The 20684-nt window shown below is 52.1% G+C and carries 15 protein-coding genes; 8 read left to right on the top strand and 7 right to left on the bottom strand.

Going from position 1 to position 20684, the window contains the following annotated elements:
* Window positions 1–60: 60 nt before the first annotated feature.
* From thiH to QUW60_RS08935, 7 genes are all read left to right on the top strand, one after another.
* Entirely contained in the window at window positions 61–1209 is a 1149-nt protein-coding gene (thiH, locus tag QUW60_RS08965) for a 2-iminoacetate synthase ThiH (protein ID WP_258337394.1), read from the top strand.
* Window positions 1210–1317: 108 nt separating this feature from the next.
* On the top strand, window positions 1318–2034 hold the full coding sequence (locus tag QUW60_RS08960; protein ID WP_289559965.1) for a HesA/MoeB/ThiF family protein: 717 nt from the start codon (window positions 1318–1320) through the stop codon (window positions 2032–2034).
* Window positions 2035–2090: 56 nt separating this feature from the next.
* Complete coding sequence (locus QUW60_RS08955) at window positions 2091–2699, top strand: thiamine phosphate synthase (RefSeq protein ID WP_258337392.1); 609 nt, start codon at window positions 2091–2093, stop codon at window positions 2697–2699.
* Window positions 2700–2791: 92 nt separating this feature from the next.
* Window positions 2792–3730, top strand: coding sequence for a ribose-phosphate pyrophosphokinase (locus QUW60_RS08950; protein WP_258337391.1), 939 nt, complete (start codon window positions 2792–2794; stop codon window positions 3728–3730).
* A 293-nt stretch (window positions 3731–4023) separates the two neighbouring features.
* Window positions 4024–5694, top strand: coding sequence for a B12-binding domain-containing radical SAM protein (locus QUW60_RS08945; RefSeq protein ID WP_289559961.1), 1671 nt, complete (start codon window positions 4024–4026; stop codon window positions 5692–5694).
* Window positions 5695–5968: 274 nt separating this feature from the next.
* Window positions 5969–6529 carry a flavin reductase family protein gene (locus QUW60_RS08940; protein ID WP_289559959.1) on the top strand — a complete coding sequence of 187 codons (561 nt, stop codon included), beginning with the start codon at window positions 5969–5971 and terminating at the stop codon, window positions 6527–6529.
* 253 nt (window positions 6530–6782) lie between these two features.
* Window positions 6783–7463: an MIP family channel protein gene (locus tag QUW60_RS08935; RefSeq protein WP_258337388.1), complete on the top strand. Its 681-nt coding sequence runs from the start codon at window positions 6783–6785 to the stop codon at window positions 7461–7463.
* 109 nt (window positions 7464–7572) lie between these two features.
* Here the strand turns inward: QUW60_RS08935 and QUW60_RS08930 are convergent, their stop codons facing one another.
* The 4 genes from QUW60_RS08930 to QUW60_RS08915 all read right to left on the bottom strand — a co-directional run bounded on the left by QUW60_RS08930 (window position 7573) and on the right by QUW60_RS08915 (window position 15729).
* The gene (locus tag QUW60_RS08930) at window positions 7573–10986 is read right to left on the bottom strand and encodes an AAA family ATPase (protein ID WP_289559957.1); all 3414 of its coding nucleotides are present in this window, start codon (window positions 10984–10986) and stop codon (window positions 7573–7575) included.
* Between the two features lie 35 nt (window positions 10987–11021).
* The gene (locus tag QUW60_RS08925) at window positions 11022–12230 is read right to left on the bottom strand and encodes an exonuclease SbcCD subunit D (RefSeq protein ID WP_258337386.1); all 1209 of its coding nucleotides are present in this window, start codon (window positions 12228–12230) and stop codon (window positions 11022–11024) included.
* Between the two features lie 3 nt (window positions 12231–12233).
* Window positions 12234–14684 carry a S9 family peptidase gene (locus QUW60_RS08920; protein ID WP_289559954.1) on the bottom strand — a complete coding sequence of 817 codons (2451 nt, stop codon included), beginning with the start codon at window positions 14682–14684 and terminating at the stop codon, window positions 12234–12236.
* Window positions 14685–14919: 235 nt separating this feature from the next.
* Window positions 14920–15729 (bottom strand): DUF4377 domain-containing protein, encoded by an 810-nt coding sequence (locus QUW60_RS08915; protein ID WP_289559952.1) that lies wholly within the window; start codon window positions 15727–15729, stop codon window positions 14920–14922.
* 658 nt (window positions 15730–16387) lie between these two features.
* Here QUW60_RS08915 and QUW60_RS08910 point away from each other — a divergent pair.
* Complete coding sequence (locus tag QUW60_RS08910; protein ID WP_289559950.1) at window positions 16388–17077, top strand: glycine zipper domain-containing protein; 690 nt, start codon at window positions 16388–16390, stop codon at window positions 17075–17077.
* Between the two features lie 16 nt (window positions 17078–17093).
* Here the strand turns inward: QUW60_RS08910 and QUW60_RS08905 are convergent, their stop codons facing one another.
* The 3 genes from QUW60_RS08905 to QUW60_RS08895 all read right to left on the bottom strand — a co-directional run bounded on the left by QUW60_RS08905 (window position 17094) and on the right by QUW60_RS08895 (window position 20683).
* Window positions 17094–17717 (bottom strand): hypothetical protein, encoded by a 624-nt coding sequence (locus QUW60_RS08905; RefSeq protein WP_258339308.1) that lies wholly within the window; start codon window positions 17715–17717, stop codon window positions 17094–17096.
* A gap of 142 nt (window positions 17718–17859) precedes the next feature.
* Complete coding sequence (gene proS / locus QUW60_RS08900) at window positions 17860–19350, bottom strand: proline--tRNA ligase (protein ID WP_258339309.1); 1491 nt, start codon at window positions 19348–19350, stop codon at window positions 17860–17862.
* Between the two features lie 88 nt (window positions 19351–19438).
* Window positions 19439–20683 (bottom strand): ABC transporter permease, encoded by a 1245-nt coding sequence (locus QUW60_RS08895; RefSeq protein WP_258339310.1) that lies wholly within the window; start codon window positions 20681–20683, stop codon window positions 19439–19441.
* Window position 20684 lies beyond the last annotated feature (1 nt).

The following is a 20684-nucleotide window of genomic DNA, read 5'->3' as shown; positions in this document are numbered from 1 at the left end:
GGCAAAGGGAGTCCGGTCATTCCGCTACCGACCGCAAACTTTTAATTGTTCATTCACAACATGTTTAGTGACGAATTAGAAAAAATAAGCTGGGAGAAGACAACCGAAGCCATCTATTCGAAAACCGAGGCGGATGTGCTCCGCGCTCTCGGCAAATCTCATTGCGACGTGGATGATTTCATGGCTCTCATCTCGCCGGCTGCCGAAAAATACCTGGAGCCGATGGCACGGCTCAGCAGGAAATATACGGAAGAACGCTTCGGAAAAACCATCTCGATGTTCATTCCGCTGTATCTCACAAACTCATGCACAAATTCATGCGTATATTGCGGATTCCATATCAGCAATCCGATGGCGCGCACCATTCTCACTGCCGAAGAAATCGAAAACGAATACAAGGCGATCAAGAAGCTGGCGCCTTTCGAAAACCTGCTGATCGTGACCGGAGAGAATCCGGCCAAAGCGGGCGTGCCGTATCTGGCAAAGGCGCTCGATCTGGCAAAGCCTTATTTCTCGAACCTGAAGATTGAAGTGATGCCGCTCAAGACAGAAGAGTATGCCGAACTTGTGAAGCATGGAATGAACGGGGTGATCTGCTTTCAGGAAACGTACCACAAGGAGCGGTACAAAATTTATCACCCGCGCGGCATGAAGTCGAAATTCGAATGGCGCGTAAACGGCTTCGACCGGATGGGACAGGCAGGAGTTCACTCCATCGGAATGGGCGTGCTGATCGGACTGGAGGACTGGCGCACGGATGTCACCATGATGGCATACCACCTGCGCTACTTGCAGAAACATTACTGGAAAACAAAATACAGCGTCAACTTCCCGCGCATGCGCCCTGCCGAAAACGAAGGATTCCAGCCGAACGTCATCATGAGCGACAAAGAACTGGCGCAGGTTACTTTTGCCATGCGTATCTTTGACCATGATGTAGACATATCCTATTCAACCCGCGAACCGGCTTATATCCGCGACCACATGGCTTCGCTGGGCGTGACGACCATGAGTGCAGAAAGCAAGACGGAGCCGGGAGGCTATTACACCTATCCGCAGGCGCTGGAGCAGTTCCACATAAGCGACGACCGCACAGCGGCTGAAGTGGAAAAGGCTTTGAAGGCCGTAGGGCGCGAACCCGTATGGAAGGACTGGGACGCCTCGTTCGATCATGTGTCCCACATCCGCCCTGCAGCAGTGCACGGCTGAAAATAGACGAACAGCAAAACCCAACCAGAGGCACCGGAACGCAAGCGGAGAAACGAAGGAGGCTTGCGCCTTTGCGCCTCTGGTTCCAACACGTAAAGAAACATGCTCATGAACACACTATCCCCACACGAAAAAGAACGCTACAGCCGGCAGATTCTGCTTGAAGAGATAGGCGATGAAGGCCAGCAGAAGCTGAAAGAAGCAAAAGTGCTGATTGTCGGTGCAGGCGGGCTGGGCTCGCCCATAGCCCTTTATCTGGCAGGAGCCGGAGTCGGTCACATCGGCCTGGCAGACGACGATGTGGTCAGCGAAAGCAATCTCCAGCGGCAAGTGCTCTATTCAGAAGCCGAAACGGGAATGATGAAGGCACTCTGTGCGCAGAAACGGCTGAAGGCCCTGAACCATACCATTCAGGTTGAAGCTTATCCTGAAAGGCTGACACCCGCCAACGCTGCCCGGATCATCGCCGAATATGACATCGTTGTAGACGGATGCGACAATTTCGCCACCCGCTATCTTATCAACGACACGTGCGTGCAGCTGAACAAACCTTATGTTTACGGCGCTATCCGTGAGTTCGACGGGCAGGTAGCCGTTTTCAACCATCAGGGAGGACCTACCTACCGCGACCTGTTTCCCGATGAGGAAGGGATGTTTGCGCAGCCGCACCCGTCGAAAGCTGTTCTGGGGGTTACGCCCGGCATCATCGGGTGTGTGGAGGCCAACGAAACCCTCAAGCTTATTCTCGGATATGGAGATACGCTGAGCGGAAAACTGTGGCACATCAACCTGAAAACGCTGGAAACGCACACGATTTCCCTGTAAACATTAGGATAATTTGGGCAAGCGTATTAACTTTGCGCGACTTTTTACGAATTTGAATGAAACTGATAGTTATCACAACCCCCAATTATTTTGTCGAAGAAGACAAAATTCTTACGGCTTTGTTCGATGCAGGGCTGGATATTCTTCATTTGCGCAAGCCGGATACGCCGCCTGTCTATGCAGAGAGGCTTCTGACACTGATTCCGGAAAAATACCGCAAACGGATCGTCGTGCACGACCACTTTTATCTGAAGGATGAGTATAACCTGAAAGGAATCCACCTGAACCACCGCAATCCGCTGGTTCCCGACAACTATACCGGGCACATCAGCGCATCGTGCCACACGCTTGAAGAAGTCATGGCCGACAAAAAGACCTGCGACTATGTGTTCTTGAGCCCTGTCTTCGACAGCATTTCGAAGGAAGGACGCCATGCTGCCTTTACTCCGGAGGGAATACGCGAGGCGGCGGCAAAAGGCATCATCGACAAGAAGGTGATCGCATTGGGCGGAGTGAACGAAGAGAACATGCTGCGTATAAAGGACTTCGGATTCGGAGGAGCCGCCGTTCTCGGCGACCTGTGGAACAAGTTCAATCCCGCTTCCGACTATAACTACCAGCCTCTCCTGGCCCACTTCAAGAAGCTGAAGGAGCTGGCAGACTGAATCCTGCAACAAATTTCTGTCCGATAACTTGTCTGCTTGACAGAAATGGACTAACTTTGCATCATTATAAGGCAATATATCTATATAATCAAATGAGCGCAACAACACCTTTTAAAGTATTCTCGGGTACAAATTCGAGATACCTTGCTGAAAAGATCTGCAAGAGCCTGGGATGCGAACTGGGCAACATGAACATCACCCACTTTGCCGACGGCGAATTTGCAGTATCTTACGAAGAATCAATTCGTGGACAGTATGTATTTCTGGTACAGTCGACCTTCCCGAATTCAGACAACCTGATGGAACTTCTCCTGATGATTGACGCGGCGAAACGCGCCTCTGCAAAGAGCATCATCGCCGTTATCCCGTATTTCGGCTGGGCGCGTCAGGACCGCAAAGACAAACCGCGCGTTTCCATCGGCGCAAAACTCGTGGCCGACCTGCTGAGCGTGGCTGGAATCGACCGTCTGATTACGATGGACCTGCATGCCGACCAGATTCAAGGCTTCTTCGACATCCCTGTCGACCACCTGTACGCTTCAACCATCTTCGCTCCCTACATCCAGTCACTCAATCTGGAGAATCTGGTTATCGCAACGCCCGACGTAGGCGGATCGAAGCGTGCCAGCACCTATGCGAAGTTCCTTGACGTGCCTCTGGTGCTGTGCCACAAGACACGCGAGAAAGCAAATGTCGTGGCTTCCATGCAGATCATCGGAGATGTGAAGGACAAGAACGTGATTCTGATCGACGACATGGTCGACACAGCGGGAACCATCACCAAGGCGGCCGACATCATGAAGGAAGCAGGAGCACGTTCCGTGCGCGCAATCGCTTCACACTGTGTCATGTCGGGCCCGGCTTCAGAGCGTGTACAGAATTCGGAACTGGAGGAAATTGTCTTTACCGACAGCATCCCCTACTCGCTCCGTTGCGCGAAGGTGAAACAGCTTTCCATCGCCGACATGTTTGCTGAAACAATCCACCGCGTGATGACAAACGAATCCATCAGCTCTCAGTATCTGATCTGACGGAAGCGGAATCAAACAACATAACATACAAGGAAGAGGACGTGCCGAAACTTTTCTCTCTGGCACTTCCTCTTTTCTTTTAGAAACTGTTTTGAATTTATCGTGTGCTGATTTGGGATGAGTTTTTGAGGCATTTCCGTTTGTGTGATGAGGAAGATAGCGGGCTATCTGACGAAGAACAGAAGCGGAAAAGACCAAAAAATAGCCCAAAGCACACACGAAAACGAACACATCAAGCCAAGAAAAACTTTTTGGAGAAATTCAAAACAGTTTCTTAATCTCCCTGCACTTCTATGAAGATTCTCTGGCTCGACCTCAACAGTTCATACGCACATTCTTCACTTGCGCTGCCCGCGCTTCATGCGCAGGTGATGAACAACACCGGATGCAAGTGGGAAGTGGTATCGGCAACCATAAACGAAAATCCGGGAATGATAGCCGGGGCTGTCGCCGGACTCAAGCCCGACCTTGTAGCAGCCACCTGCTGGCTCTTCACTCACGAAGCGCTGATGCACATACTTGCAAGAGTGCATGCGCTGCTTCCCGCCTGCGCAATGGCACTGGGAGGACCCGAATTTCTCGGCTGCAATGAACGCTTTCTCAGGCAAAACCGCTTTGTCGACGTTGTATTCAGGGGAGAGGGGGAAGAATCTTTTCCGCAATGGCTCGATGTGTGGCAGGAGAAAGAGAAATGGACGGACATAAAAGGGCTGTGCTACCTCGACGAAAAGGGGGCGTATCACGACAATGGACTGGCGCGCGTCATGCACTTCGACCGCCTTGCCCTGCCGGAAGAGAGCCCCTTCTTCAACTGGGGAAAACCGTTCGTGCAGCTCGAAACGACACGGGGATGCTTCAACACATGCGCTTTCTGCGTGAGCGGAGGAGAAAAGCCGGTGCGCACGCTGCCCATCGAAGTCGTACGGAAACGGATTGAAACCATCAGCAGCCACGGAATAAAGAATATCCGCATCCTTGACCGCACGTTCAATTACAGCAGCCGCCGCGCCAAAGAACTGCTCGGCCTGTTCCGCGAGTTTGCCGGCATCCGCTTCCATCTGGAAATACATCCGGCACTGCTTACGGAAGAGCTGAAAGCCGAACTTGCATCGATGCCGAAGGGACTGCTCCATCTGGAAGCCGGCATACAAAGTCTGCACGAAGATGTACTCGCTGCCTCACGCAGGGCAGGCGATCTGAACAGTTCGCTCGAAGGGCTCCGCTACCTCTGCTCACTGGACAACCTGGAAACGCACGCCGATCTGATTGCGGGACTTCCGCTGTACCATCTGCAGCAGATTTTTGACGACATCCGGACGCTGGCGTCCTACCATGCCGGCGAAATCCAGCTGGAATCACTGAAAGTGCTGCCGGGAACCGAAATGCGCCGCCGTGCCGCAGAACTGGGCGTATGCTATTCTCCGCTCCCTCCCTACGAAGTGCTGCAAACACGTGAAATTACACCGCATGAGCTTCAGGCAGCCCGGCAACTGTCACGGCTGATCGACGGATTCTACAATGCAAAAGCGTGGCAGCAGATAACCCGCAGGCTCATTCTGGGAGAAGAAGATTTTCTGAAGCATTTGCTGGAACACCTCATCGCGAGGGGGGTAGCCGACCAGCCGCTGGGACTGGAACGTCGCGGAGTTATTCTCTACGAGTTCTGCCGCAGCCATTACCCCGCTTACCTTACCGGCGTTGCGCTGGCATGGATCGAAGCCGGCATGTCGCTCAAAAAGGCTCCTGCCGAAAAGGTGCGCACCAAACACGTTGCGCCTCCCCCGCAATGGGATATCCGGTTCGGGACATACAAAAAGGAGATGCGCCTGTGCTGTCTTTCCGATCCGGCATCCGGCTGCTGCTACTGGTACGGATTTGAAACCGAGAGCCAGCATCCGCTTCCGGTGTTCAAGGCCGTTTCGCCGGCAGACGGAGGCGAATTTTCCGGCCAGGCAAGCCATTGAAAAAACGGGCGGTCACCGAAGAAAGCCTGAATATTTTCGGATAAAACTGGAAACCACAACGTGGTTTATACAAACCGCATTGTGGTTTTTGCAAACAACACTGCCGTTTATACAAACCACAATGCGGTCTGCAGTTCTGAACAGGCAGCAATGGCATTTTTGCGCGCAGATTGTGCTGTTTCTATTGCATATTTCATTTTTTTATTCCAATTTTGTAATGCCCGCTCCCTTCAGGAAAGCGGCAAAAGCAGCAAACCCTTTAATAGAAAAGACTATGAGAAAGAATTTCGGCGCAAAGCCTTTAAGCTATCCCCAGCCTGTATTCATCATTGCCACATACGATGAGAACGGAACTCCGGACGCGATGAACGCGGCATGGGGAGGCATCAGCGAAATGAACGAAATCAGCCTGTGTCTGAGCGCAGGCCACAAGACAGTGAAGAACCTGCTGAAAACCGGTGCGTTTACGGTAAGCATGGCCGACGTGCCTCACGTGGCAGCCTGCGATTATGTGGGACTCGTATCCGGGAATAAAGTTCCCGACAAGTTTCAGCGGGCCGGTTTCCACGCCACGAAGTCGGCTTTTGTCAACGCCCCGCTTATCGACGAACTTGCCGTTGCGCTGGAGTGCAAGGTAAAAGACTACAATCCGGACACGTGCATCTTGAGAGGGGAAATCGTAAACGTCAGCGCAGACGAGCGTGTGCTTGACGAAAACGGCAAAGTGGACGCGGCAAAAGTGGCTCCCATTGTATTTGATCCGTTCAACAACGAATACCTGAGAATCGGCGAAAAGGTGGGCAAAGCCTTTGCGGAAGGCAAAAAGCTGAAATGACATGAGCAGGCGGTCCTCATTCTTGACCGCCGCCCTTCTCGGCTTTTGTCTGGCCGGATGCGGGAAAGTCAGAAGGCCTCACCTGCTCCCACCCCGTCCGACCGGGCGTTTTCCGCAACCGGATAACAGGCGGAAGCCTAATGCCGGTCCTTAAAAAATGACAGTCTAAACGCATTGTTTTTGAGAAAACATTTGTTTTCCTGACAAAAAAGCTATACTTTAGAAGCAACTTATCACTTTAAAAGTTATTATTATGAAAAAGTATGTAGCAGAACTTGTCGGAACAATGGTTCTCGTACTGATGGGATGCGGCAGCGCCGTATTCGCAGGAGGAGTGGCCGACACAGTGGGTGCCGGCGTCGGAACAATCGGAGTTGCAATGGCCTTCGGATTATCCGTGGTAGCGATGGCGTATACAATCGGAAACATATCGGGGTGTCATATCAATCCTGCCATTACACTGGGGGTATGGCTGTCGGGAGGAATGAAACCGAAACGCGCGCTGATGTATATGCTCTTCCAGATTGTGGGTGCAATCATAGGCTCGCTGATTCTGTCGCTGCTGGTTTCTACCGGCACACACGACGGCCCTACAGCAACCGGCTCAAACACGTTCGACCCGGGAAACATCGCGCAGGCCTTTATCGCTGAAACGGTGTTTACCTTTATCTTCGTGCTGGTTGTATTGGCCACAACCGACCAGAAGAAAGGCGCCGGAAACTTTGCCGGACTCATCATCGGACTTACCCTCATACTGATCCATATCGTATGTATCCCCATCACCGGAACATCGGTCAACCCGGCACGCAGCATAGGTCCGGCACTGATGGAAGGCGGACAGGCCATGGAACAATTGTGGCTCTTCATCGTCGCTCCGTTCCTGGGAGGCGCAATCAGTGCAGGCGTGTGGAAGTTTCTGAAGACCGACGACTGAAATGTATCCGGGAAACAGCCGGACAACTGCCAATAAATGAAGGTGTGTTCCGATCAGAGAAACCAACGTCGGAACACACCTTCTTATATCCCGCAGCCGGAGGCTTCGGTCAGAACAGCGTCGTGACTTCAATTCGGCTCAGCGTACTGTTTATCCGTTCTACATGAATCTGGGTATGGATCCGCTCGCGCAGACTGTCTACATGACTGATGATGCCGACCTTCCTGCCCCCCATCTGATGCAGCCGCTCCAAGGCATCCATCACGGTGTTCAGGTAATCGCTGTCGAGCGTGCCGAAGCCCTCGTCGATGAATAAGGTGTCGACCGACAGACTTTTGCGGTTGAGGGAAGAAAGTCCGAGCGCCAGCGAGAGCGAAATCAGAAAGCTCTCTCCGCCGGAAATCGTGGATGTCGGACGGCATACGCCGCCTTCATATTCATCACGGAGCAGGATTGTCAGCGATCCCGGCTGGCATTCCATCCGGTACCTGTCGGTCAGACGCGCAAGGTAGTGGTTGGCACCCGAAAGCAACTGTCTGAGCACATAGCTTTGCGCTATATTGCGGAACTTTTTCCCGTCAGCGCTTCCGAACAAGGCAGACAGCCTTCCCCATCCTTCCGCTTCTTTCCGTCTGGCCTCAATCAGCTCTATCAGATGCTTCATCCGTCCGGCATTCTCGGCATTGTCCTTCTGTTTCTGCGAAACGGCTCCCAGCTGGCGAGTCAAGTCAGACACATTTGCTTCCAGCCGCACCATTTCTGCAGCGAGAGATTCCTCTGTTGCCTCTTCGCTCATTTCAGGCCGTATGCCCAAATGCGCTTCCAGCTCATCGGCGGCGCGCCGCATTTCCGTCTGCCGGGCAACCAGGTCCTCATCCAGCTTCCGAAGCTTTTCCCTTTGCTGTTTCACCTCCTCCGGGCTGCGCAACGCCAGCTGCTCCAGCCTGCCGCCGGAAATCTCGGGATGCGAAGCAAGAAAATCCGCCAGCTTCCCTGCCGCTTCCTCCGCCCGCTGACGCGCCTGCAAGAGCCTGCTTTTCCCTGTCGCTACAGAAACGAGCAGCGCGTTCCAGCGGCTGCGCATACCTTCAAATCGTTCCGCTTTTTCGGCATGAAGCTCCTTCCATCCCGGTTCCCTGTCGAGTACATTCTTCCTGATTTCATCAACAACCTCCCTTTCCTGCACATATGTGTCCATCAGCTGTTGCAGGGATGTCCGTTTTTTATCTTCGGCGACATAGTTCCGTGACTTCATGTCCAGCTGGCGCATGAATTCATCCGGACTGTCTTTTCGGAGCTGCTGCCATGTCTCGGATGCTACCAGCGGAACGATATGCTTTTCCATATCCTCCGATGCGCTCAGCTCGCGGGCAACCGCATTCTCCCGGTCACGGATGTCAGCGTCCAGCCTCGCCAGTTCTTTTTCGGCAGCTTCCTTTTCGCTCCGTGCGGTTTCGGTTGCGCGGGCCAGGCTGTCTTTCACCTTCTGCAGCCCCATTATCTTTTTATGCAATTCATTGACCTCACCCCAGCGTGCCATCAGTCCATCGTGAACCGCCGATTCCGTCTGAAGCAGATGTCCGACCGCTTCCATCTTGTTTTCCGCATCAGACACTTCCGGATAGGCTGCACATAACAGAACCGCATTCTGCGCTTCCCCGAAGAACTTCTCGGCCTGCTCCTTCTTTTTCTGCTGCGATTCCGCCAACCGGACATGCGACAGATAGTCCGCTTCGTTCCGTTGCAGCTTGCCGGTCACCTCTTCAAGCTTCGCCCTGCTCTTGTCAAGCTCCTTCTTTACCGGTTCAAGCACCGACACGAAATGCTCGTCCGGTTCAAGCGGCGACAGAATTTCCCGTCCGCAGACAGGGCACACATCTCCTGCCGACAAACGCCTCCGCGCTTCTTTTGCCCAATTCTCGCAAGCCATTTCCTGCTTGTCGTAGATTTCCTGCATTTTGTCCGCTTCTGATTTTGCGGAAGCCACTTCCCCCGCCAGACCTTGCCGGACTTCTTCAAGCGATTTCAGTTGCGCTCTCAACTCATCCAATGTTTTTTCCGCTTCGTCAAGCTGAGTTTTCCGCTCATTCAGACGGGCAACCGCTTCCTTCAGCGTTTCCAGTTCGGCCATACGCTTTCCGGATTTCTCCAGATCAGCTTTCAGTGCATCAGCCTGCATGGCTTCCAACTGTCTGCCGAGCATGTCGACCTCCGCCTGCTTCCGTTGTTCTTCCTCCCTGGCTTTCTCATGGAGGCTGTTCTTTTCCTCAAGCGTCGCCGCCTGCTTCTGACGCTGTTCTGCCAGCTTCTGCCGTCCGGCCAGCCCCTCTTTCACTTTCCGCTGCGAAGCCAGCAGCTGCCGCTCAAGCGAAATGATGGCCTGCGACTGGCTGTACATTTCCTCAAAACATTTCTCTTGCGCCAAGAACGCTTCGGTCTGTGCAATAAATCCCTTCACGTCATCGATTTTCCGGTCGAGCCCTTGCCTGCAACCCAACAGGCTCATGTACTCCTTTTCAAGAAGATTCAGCTCAGCTTCAGCCTCCCGGACAACGCCTTGCTGTTCCTTCTGTGCGGCAAGGCATCTTCTCGCCTCCTCCGTGATGTCCCAATCGGCAACCAGCCTCCGGCTCTGCCTGCACCCTTCCGACTCCAGCTCCTCTTGCATTTCCCGGCAAGCCCTCACCGCCCTTTCGCTTTTCATTTCCAGAGCCTTCCGGTCTTCCATCCACTTTTTCCGGACGGTTTCCCGGGAAAGATCCGCTTTTTCCTGTTTCAGCCGGCTGTCGAGCCGTTCCGCTTCCTCCTGCAACGCCTTCAGTTCCTCTTCAGAAAGCAGCACAATCCCTTCCGTCCTCGCCTGCAAATTCGCCAGCTCGGCCTTCATTTCATTCTGTATGGCATAAATCTCCCGGCTTACCTTCGAATAAATCTCGGTTCCCGTCAGTTTCTCAAGGATATTCGACTTGTCTTCTTCCTTGCTCTTGAGAAATTTGGTGAACTCCCCCTGTGCAAGCAGCGTTGTCCGGCAGAACTGCTCGAAAGAAAGTCCGATTCTCCGTTCAATCTCCTGCCTCGTGTCGGTGGCGCGGGCAGTTATCTGCATCCCGTCTTTCTCCGATAAAGTCCACGATATGCGCTGAATCCTTCCGTTGCGGTTTCCGCGCGCTCTCGCCACACTCCATTCGGCCACCAGTTCATGCCCGTCAGAATCTGCAAATTCCAACGCGACAGATGCGAGCGTACTGTCACGGCGCATCAGTATGCGCGGGTCGCTGATACCAATGTCGTCAGACTGTCCTGAAAAGTCGCTGTCATAAAACCGTTCGTTCGCCGACTGCACCAAACGCGGAGTCGTATTATAGAGAGCCAGGCAAATGGCGTCGAGTATGGTCGACTTGCCCGCCCCGGTCGGACCGCAAATAAGGAAAATGGCATCCTGTCCCAACGGTCCGTTTTCGAAATCAATCTCCGCCTGTTCGATGGAAGCGATGTTCCTGATCGTTAATTTCTGAAGTTTCATAAATGACTGATTTAGTTTTTGCTGCACGGAGGCAGTCAATCGCCGGCTTCCTTCACCCTACGGACAGCCGTGTCCAGCATCACGCGCAAATCTTCACCCATATCCTGTCCGTACTTGTCCTGATAGTAGACCGATGCCACCTCCTGAGGCGACAGAGTCAGCAATTTGTCCGCATCGATAATGTGCAGGCGTTCTTCCTGTTCCGCAGAAACGCGCTCCCATTTGTATCTGCAGAAGCGGCATTTCTTTCCGCTCACAATCCGGTTCGCGCGCTCCATGCAATAAGCCGGAGGAACGTCCGCTATCCGCACAAACAGTTCGATGTATGCCTTTTCCTCGTCGGGCACAGCCTCCAGCAGTTCCAATGCCTCCTCTATCGGAACCGCCTTGTCCGGAATTACCTTCAGAGGCCATTCCGTAGCCAGCGGAACTGTACGGATTGCCGGGATGGACCCGTGCGAGTCCAACTCGACAATGCTGACGGAATGCACATAATCTTCATCGAAACTGACGGCTACAGGCGAGCCGGAATAACGCGCACGTCCTCCTTTCAAGGTTTGCGGGCAATGGATATGGCCCAAAGCCAGGTAATCGTAGCCCGTTCCCAGGACGGCGATATCAGTATATTCCATGCCTCCCCTTCCCTCATCGTGTCCGGTCACGTCGCTCCCCGTTACGGCCAGATGCGCCGTCATTACCACCGGAACACCGCTGCTGTTCCGTCCGGCAACTTCATCGAGCAAGGTCTGGAAGAATGCCTGCTGACGCTCCAGCCTCGGCAGGTCCCCGCCAAGTGCCGGGAAGTTCTGCGGAAACACATGCGGGACAGCCGCCACATAGCCTTTCAGTTCCCCGCCGCTCCCTTTTATCTCCACGATATGGCGGTCGAGATTGATTTTTCCGTCTTTCCTTTCAATCTGCCCGATAACGGACACGCCCGCATACTTCCACAGATTAGACGCTACTTCCAGTTTGGAACTGCTGTCGTGATTGCCTGCCGTCACCACGATCTGCATCCGGGGACATGCGTTGTGTATAGCGAGCAGCGCGTCGGTAAACAGACGCTGGGAGGCAGCCGAAGGATTGCTGTAATGGAACACATCTCCGCTTACAACCAATGCGTCGGGCTGCTCCTCCCTCACGATTCCGGCCAGTTGCGACAGAAAATGCCGGTGTTCCTCTGTCCGGTCGTACTCATAGAGCAGATGTCCCAGATGCCAGTCGCTGGTATGAATGATCTTCATCCGTCACAGTGTTTTGGGAGGATACATCGCATTCCACCATGAAGCGTCATCTTGCAGCCATTTGGCAAACCATGCAAAGATCGTATTCTGCCACAGGATGCGCCGGCTGTAGTCGCGGATGTGATGGTTCTGCCCGTCTACAACCACCAATGCCGTTTCACGTCCCAGAAGCTTCAGGGCCGTATACATCTGGATACTTTCGCCTACCGGCACATTCGTGTCGACTGATCCATGGAGGAAGAGCAGCGGCGTATGTATCTTGTCGGCATTATAGAGCGGACTGTGGTCCACAAACAGTTCGGGGTTCGCCCACGGATAACTGTTGGCACCCGAAACCTCACTGTACGAATAGCCCCAGTATCCCTCTCCCCAATAGCTGGTGTGGTCGCTGATCCCGGCATGTGATATCGCCGCAGCAAAGATATCCGTCTTCGTCTGAAGATACTGTGTCATGAAACCGCCGTAAGACGCTCCAAGGCAGCCTATCTTCTTGCCGTTGACATAGGGATGGGCATTCACGAACTTCTTCGTCCCTTCGATGATGTCGTCGGCCACATAATCGCCGAACGTATTGACATGGCGCGCCGAAAACCGCTGTCCGAAACCGGTCGCCCCGCTCGGCTGGACGACATAGACCACATAGCCCTGCGCCGCATAAGCGTGGAACGGATAAAGCGTATCGAAGTTGCGGCTCGTCGGACTGCATCCGCCGTAATAGTAAACGATCATCGGATATTTCTTGCTTTCATCGAAATAAGGAGGCAGGTAATATCTTCCGTAAATGGTGTCACCTCGCGAGCTGACAAAGTTCCAGTCTTCACATCTGCCCAGCCGTATGCCTTTCAGCAGCTTTTCGCTCAGATCCTCCCGCAACTCCGCCTTCTGCTTTTTCAGGTTCATGGTATAGATGCGGTGAGAGTTTGCGGCACTTTCGCCGTAGAATGCCATCACAGGAGCCTTGTCTGCCAGTGAGAAAGCAAGCACCATCTCTTCCGGCACATCCAGCAGGGCAATCTTTCCGCTCGAAGGATCAAGCCGGTACAGCGAATAGCAGTCCCTGTTTTCGGCCGTGAAATAAATCTGTCCGTCCGACAGGTTCCACTGCACACTCCGGACGCTCGGATTGAACGTGCGTGTAAGCGGAGTCACCTTCCGGTCGGCAACATTCATCAGAAACAACTGGCTGTCGATCATGCTCGGTGTCTGTCCCTTTTCCACATTCATCCCCACGCCGCCCAGCGCTTCGGGAGATCCTTGTATCAATACCTGCCGGGCATCGGGAGCAAACAGCGCATGGCTTATGAATCCGTCCTCCTCAACCAGCGTGTCAACCTCCAGCGTCTGCATGTCCATCCGGTATACAGAGAAAAGCGTAGTGGGGCGTTTGCCCATGCGGTGAGTGGAAACCATCAGCAACGCTTCGCGTCCGTCGGCAGAAATGTCGCTCACCCACGCGTTTCTGTAGCCGAAAGTCAACGGCTGCATCAGCCCCGACTTCAAGTCGTATTTCGCCACATACGTGCGGTTTCTCCATCCCGGCTGGCGGTCGTCCGGATCAATTACCTCATAAATTTCCTGCCGCTCTTTCGGTCCCTCCTGCACAAGCGTATAAAGCAGATAGTCTTCTGCCGGCGAAATGCTGAAATTCCCTTCCGGAAGACCTTCGGCAATCACCCGCTCGAATCCTGTCGCCGGACTGACGCTGACGAGCTGCCTTCCGGAAACGCCCTGACGGACGAAATAATAATCTCCCGAAAGCGGCATCCAGCGGATCGCGTCAGAGCGCCGTGCCACTTCCTTCCCCGTAAGCGTTTCCTTCACGCAGTATACGGTTTCCGACCTTCCCTCTTTCAGACTGGTGAAATAAGTGACAATCAGATACTTTCCGTCGGGCGACACCTGCACGCCGGCACACTTGGTTCCGTGCATGGCATCGGCCAGCGTATAGAGGCGGCTCTGCCCCTGGTGCAAAGAAAATTCGCCGTCCGAATCAACAGACACTTTGGGCTTGACCGATTCGCCCGGAGCAGACAGGTATTTCAGCACCACTTCGTGCGTGCCCGGTTCAAGCGCCATTTCCTGTTTGTCTGTCAGCTTTCCGTCAACATACAGCTGCCAGTCCTTCACTTCAGACACATTGAACTTCGCTTTTCCGTAGGCCGTATTCTCCAGATCAAACTGCATCAGATGCAAAGCATAGCCTTCGGCAGGCGCAGAAGGCAGCTTGTCCGCATCCGATACGGGAGCCTGGCCTACAGCGTCAAGCGACAGAGGGGTTTTCAGCAAACTGGCAGCGGACCAGGCTTTCGCGTTGACATCCGTACTGTCTACCAGCAGCGGACGGCTGACAAGATAAGGTCCTGCATACCTGTATGAAGTGATGTCCAAGTGTCCTTTCGCCTGCACGGTCAGACTCAGTCCCAAGGCGCAGGCAAATAAAAATTCTTTTTTCATGTCGATCTATCTGTTTTTTATGGCTGTATAAAATAAGGAAATGAATAATCCCAATAATCCCTACAAAGATAACGTTTCTTTTCAAGAAGCCCGTTGTCCGCCGGATTATCTTACAAAAATAAGCAGATTTGAGTATTCCCGCTGACGGTCAGAGAGCTTGGCTTTGGAGGCTTCGGCTATATCCTCTTGGAAGATGGTATCGGCAGGAAGCATGTTCGGCTTAAATAACTATGTGTTATTGTTTTTTCACAGTAAACTCTAACTTCTGAAGCCCCTTTTTATGGACATTCGCAAGGATCAGTGCATAATGGACCTCTTCACCGGACTGCATGGATTGAATACGGGCAAACTCATCTTCGGGTATAACATCCTTGAACATCGGACCGGATGATCCGTTGCGTACCAAACGAATCTCATCAGTAAACGGAGACAGGACAAACGAATAAATAGCCATGTAAGGCACGGACTCAAATTTCACCCAATTCGGATCTCCTTTGTCAAGGACATCTTCCAGCCATATACGCGCTGCATCATAGGATGGCAGCGATGAGCCAGAACCGTCATCATAGAGTATTTTACCATTTCCGTCGACAATATATCCCTTGCTGACGGCATATTTCTCAAAAGGACACAAATCATGGTATTCGATATCTTCTTCTGACGTTATCTTCTCATCAACCGGAACTTCCGGTTCCGTGACAACTCTATCCTCAAGAATATGGATAAGTGAATATGTACGGTCGGAAGCATCCGCAGGTGGATTTGCAAGGATTGTCCGTTTTACTGAAAGATAATATTCGTGTCCTCTTTCATAGGTAAAGCCCTCGATGCTGTTGAATCCAAGAGGCTCCCATACTCCGGGATTATCTTCCGACATGACGAGCATACACTCAATGGGCTGTTCGCTGCCGAAAACAGAGCTGAAACCTGTTTCCGAAGAAACGGACATTCTGATTTCCTTAACCGCATCTTGGGGCTCATCATCACTGCAAGCTGATATCCCCAACACAGTAACTAACAGAAATGAAATGATTAACCTGTTCATATTCTAACTACTATATTCTTGATTGACTCTATCAAAATGTTAACTATATAATGAAAACGTGAGCCAACTATGCCATCTGAGCGTGCAATTTGAAAATTTCCTATGTTTCCAAATACTCGATGCGCATAACGCTTCTTTGATTTATCATATGTCTTGGAAAGAGTTCCTCTCACTAAATACAAAGATAGCGAATTTCCGTTATACACAATCTTATTTAAATAAGAATCAGTGGTTTTATACCTATTTCTCCATAGCCGTATTTTTGTCCTTCATTTCTTATATTGCTGATATTCAGCAGTAAAAAATTCTCTCACATGGAAAAGTATTCCGTGCTTTGGGAATAGCTACCGCCACATTGGATTTAGGTCCGGAAGGGAAAGTCGCTTTGTGGCAGGAATGAAAAATACAAGGATAAAGAGGGTGTCAAAACAAAATTTGGCTATCAAAAAGCAATGTCATGGGAACGAAGCAAAACATGCAGCATGTATCAGCTTATGTTTCCGAAATTGACTTTGCTGAACGTTGTTTCTTCGCTTTGTTCATTATTCCGTCCGGATTCATCCGTATTTAAACGAATTCCGCTATATTTGTATCTGCATAAACAGCGGAGAAGCTCTGTCCGTACAGATTCCGCCTGTTTCAAAAACAGATTCATGTCATGAAAAAAAGAGTGAAAACCTATCAGACAATCCTGCTGGCTCTGCTTCTGGCAGCAAGCAGTTGCGGAACAACAAACACCGGAGCCATCCTGGGAGGGGCTTCGTTGGGAGGCAATGTAGGCAGTGCCCTGGGAGGGCTTATCGGTGACAGCAGGCATGGCTGGAGAGGCAGCTACCGCGGCTCGGCCATCGGAAGCATCGCAGGCACACTGGCAGGAGCCGCCATCGGAGGTGCACTGACAGCACCCAGGCAGCGTGACAAGTCGGAAGACGGAGTTTATCAGCACGAGCAAAGCCAGGAACCGGCCTATTCGCCGGCGGCTCCAGTCCGCCAGCAGAGTTTCTACACCCTGCAAATACGCAACATCCGTTTCATCGACGAAAACCGGAATCATATCATTGAGGCAAAGGAAAACAGCAAGGTGATATTTGAAATCATGAACGAAGGCAGCGAGCCGGCATACAACGTGATACCCAGCGTCACCGAAACGACGGGGATGAAAAATATCCACATCTCGCCTTCCATTATGGTTGAAGAAATCCTGCCGCACAACGGAATCAAGTATACGGCAACCATCAGTGCCGGAAAAAGGCTGAAAGACGGGAACATTATCCTCCGGCTTGCCGTCACCGACTCTTACGGGCAGGAATACGCTTCGCAAGAGTTTTCTCTGCCCACACAGCGGTAAAGGGCAAGGAGCACCGCTATCTCTCCCTCTCCGCAAGCAGGCATTCCGCTTCTCTGACCATATCCGCAGGAATACTGAAGCGGATATCTCCGGCATGCGGGTTTACCGATGCGATGAAATGCGGCCATTCCCTGCGATAGACCTCTTTCATGTGGCGGTTGGCGATGTCCGTTCCCCTGAAGCTGTATGTCATGTTGGCCAGCCTGTCGCACAGCTTGACAAAAGGAGCATAAGGCGTTTCGCGTATGCCGGCATAATAATGCGCTCCCGCACGTTCATCACGGGTTCTGCCTTTGTCGTTGGTAAGCGCATAAACGATTTCGGCAGCCGCCAGCGCCTGCCGTGTGTCCATAAATGCCTCTGCCTCTTTCCTGACGTCATTGTAGGTCAGGCGGGCATCCTCAATACTGTCGTGGAAATAAGCGCCGAACACCACCGGAATGATATCTTCCTCTGAAGACACGACCTCGTGGCCGTATTCCATGGCAAAGTCTGCAACCATCGACAAGTGAAACCCGTAAGGGAACTTCCTGTCGTACTTCTGGTTTACCGCTTCGTGCAGCATACAGGCCCTGTCGCAGATGCGGCCGAGTGTATCCGCATGGGCCCGCAGGCAAATTCCGAACTGTTCCTTGTTCATAATCCAGCCGTTAAAGAAATACACTGATCAGAGTCTTAAACAAAAGAGCCACAGAGGTAGACATCGGATTTCAAATGCATCATACCCTGTGGCTCCATATCCTTTTTTCAGCTACGGCGCACCCGCGTCATAGAAGATTTCATCAATAAGCGCGCGCAAAGAGCACACGGCGTGCGGAAGGCTTTCCTGTAAGCATGTCCACGCCCGGAGTCAGGCTCTCTTCGTCAGCATCGAAAGGCAGACAGCGGATGGTAGCTTTTGTTTCTTCCTTGATACGGTCCTCCGTTTCCGGTGTACCGTCCCAGTGAGCCAGAATGAAGCCGCCCTTCTCGATCTGTTCCTTGAATTCTTCGTAAGTGTCTACCTTGACAATATGTTCGTTGCGGAACTTCAGCGCTTTCTGGTAAATGTTTTCCTGGATTTCCTCCAGCAAGTTCTTTACATATTCTTCGATGCCTTCGCACGAACGGGTTTCCTTTTCCAGCGTATCACGGCGCATAACCTCGATGGTATTGTTTTCCAGGTCACGTCCTCCCACAACCAGACGCACGGGAACTCCCTTCAGCTCGTAGTCGGCAAACTTGAATCCCGGACGCTTGTTGTCGGCATTGTCGTACTTCACAGAAAGACCCATTGCACGGAGTTTGCTTACAATTCCTTCTACCTTGGCATCAATCTGCTTCAACTGTTCGTCGTTTTTATAAACCGGAACAACGACAACCTGGATAGGAGCCAGATGCGGAGGCAGAACCAGTCCGTTGTCGTCCGAATGTGTCATGATGAGCGCTCCCATCAGACGGGTAGAAACTCCCCATGACGTAGCCCATACATAATCAAGCTTATTGTTTTTGTCAACGAACTGCACGTTGAACGCTTTTGCAAAATTCTGTCCGAGGAAGTGGGAAGTCCCGCACTGCAATGCCTTTCCGTCCTGCATCAGGCCTTCGATTGTATAGGTATCCAAAGCTCCCGCAAAACGCTCGTTCGCCGATTTCACACCCTTGATAACCGGCACGGCCATATATTTCTCTGCAAAATCGCCATAAACGTGCAGCATTTTCTGTGCTTCAGCCTCTGCTTCCTCGCGGGTGGCATGAGCCGTATGCCCTTCCTGCCACAAGAATTCCGCCGTGCGGAGGAACAGACGGGTACGCATTTCCCAGCGCACAACGTTAGCCCACTGATTGCACAGGATAGGCAGGTCGCGGTAAGAGTTGATCCAGTTCTTGTAAGTGCTCCAGATGATGGTTTCGGAAGTCGGACGGATAATCAGTTCTTCTTCCAGTTTGGCAGCCGGATCTACAATGACTCCCGAGCCGTCTTCCGCATTCTTCAGACGGTAGTGAGTGACTACCGCACATTCTTTCGCGAATCCTTCTACATGCTCTGCCTCACGGCTCAAATATGATTTTGGAATCAGCAAAGGGAAATAAGCGTTCACATGTCCCGTTTCCTTGAACATCTTGTCCAGCTGCTGCTGCATTTTCTCCCAGATTGCATATCCGTAAGGCTTGATGACCATGCATCCGCGCACCGCTGACTGTTCGGCCAGATCCGCCTTCACGACCAGGTCATTATACCACTGTGAATAGTTTTCACTTCTTTTGGTCAGGTCTTTTAATTCTTTTGCCATAACTTTTATGTTGTTACATTTACTTTTTATCTTTACAAACCGCAAAATTAGTAAAAAGATTCATTCTGCGGCCTATTTGAGGATGGATTTATTCAAAACGGATGGATTTAGCCGGATGAATTCGGCTGATCAGGTACGACGGCCCCACCAGCATCAGCACAGAAACAAGCAGCGTGCATATATTCAGCAGAACCACCCAGCCCAAGTGAAGTTCAACGGGAACCGCACTGACATAATAGGTGGCGGGATCAAGTTTCACCGGTTCAAGGAAATACTGTATGCAGCACAATCCCAGTCCGACGGCATTTCCCCAAAGCATTCCCCTGCCGATGAGAAAGACCGAAAAAGTCAGAAAGATTCTTCTCACCGATGCATTGTCAGCTCCAAGGGCCTTGAGCACGCCGATCATATTGGTGCGTTCGAGAATAATGATCAGCAGTCCGGAAATCATGGTGAATCCGGCCACTCCTGTCATTAGAATCAGAATGACCCACACGTTCGTATCAAGCAAATCCAGCCATGCAAAGATCTGCGGATAAAGCTCTTCAGCCGTGCGCGAACAATAAGGTTCTCCGTAACGGTCGGTTTTGTCCCCCAAGGCTAAACGCACTTCATCGTTCACGGCACCGGTCTTCCCGTATTCGCCGACACCAAGTTCAATACCGCCTGCCTGGTCCGGAAGCCAGTTGTTGAGCCGGTTAACCGTGTACAGATCCGTGATAAGAAAAAAATCGTCGAAAGCGGAAAAATTTGTCTGAAAGATACCGGAAACAGTCAGCCTCCGTGCGCGGATATTATCTTCCACAAAGTACGTGAACATACGGTCGCCCAACTTCAGCGAGAGCTTGTCGGCGACGGAACGGGAAACAAGCACTGAATTGCTTGCTGCCGAATCCGAGAACGCGGGAATGGCTCCTTCCTGCAGATGAGCCTTCAAATAAGTCCAGTCGTATTCTTGGGCCACCCCTTTCACAATCATTCCCTGAAAATTGTCGGAGGTCATGATCATTCCCGGTTTCGTGGAAAACCGCTGCACATGCGTGATCCCGGAAATCCCCCGGAATACATCAAGCAGGCTGTCTTCCGCCACAATCGGATTCACCTGGTACAGATCCGCTCCGTCGATACCGGAAACCACGATATCCGCCCCCATGCCTATCACTTTGTCGCGCACCTGATGCTTGAAGCCGATGACAACCGCCACCGAAACGATCATCACAGCCAGCCCGATCGCAATGCCGGCCATCGCAATGCGGACAGCCGGCTTTGACACCTCTTCCTTTCCTTCTTTGCTGCGGTAAATCCGCCGGGCTATAAAGAATTTCCAGTTCATG

The organism is Bacteroides gallinaceum (genome assembly GCF_030373775.1).
Lineage (GTDB): Bacteria > Bacteroidota > Bacteroidia > Bacteroidales > Bacteroidaceae > Phocaeicola > Phocaeicola excrementipullorum.
This window is presented reverse-complemented; position numbering and strand designations above follow the sequence as displayed.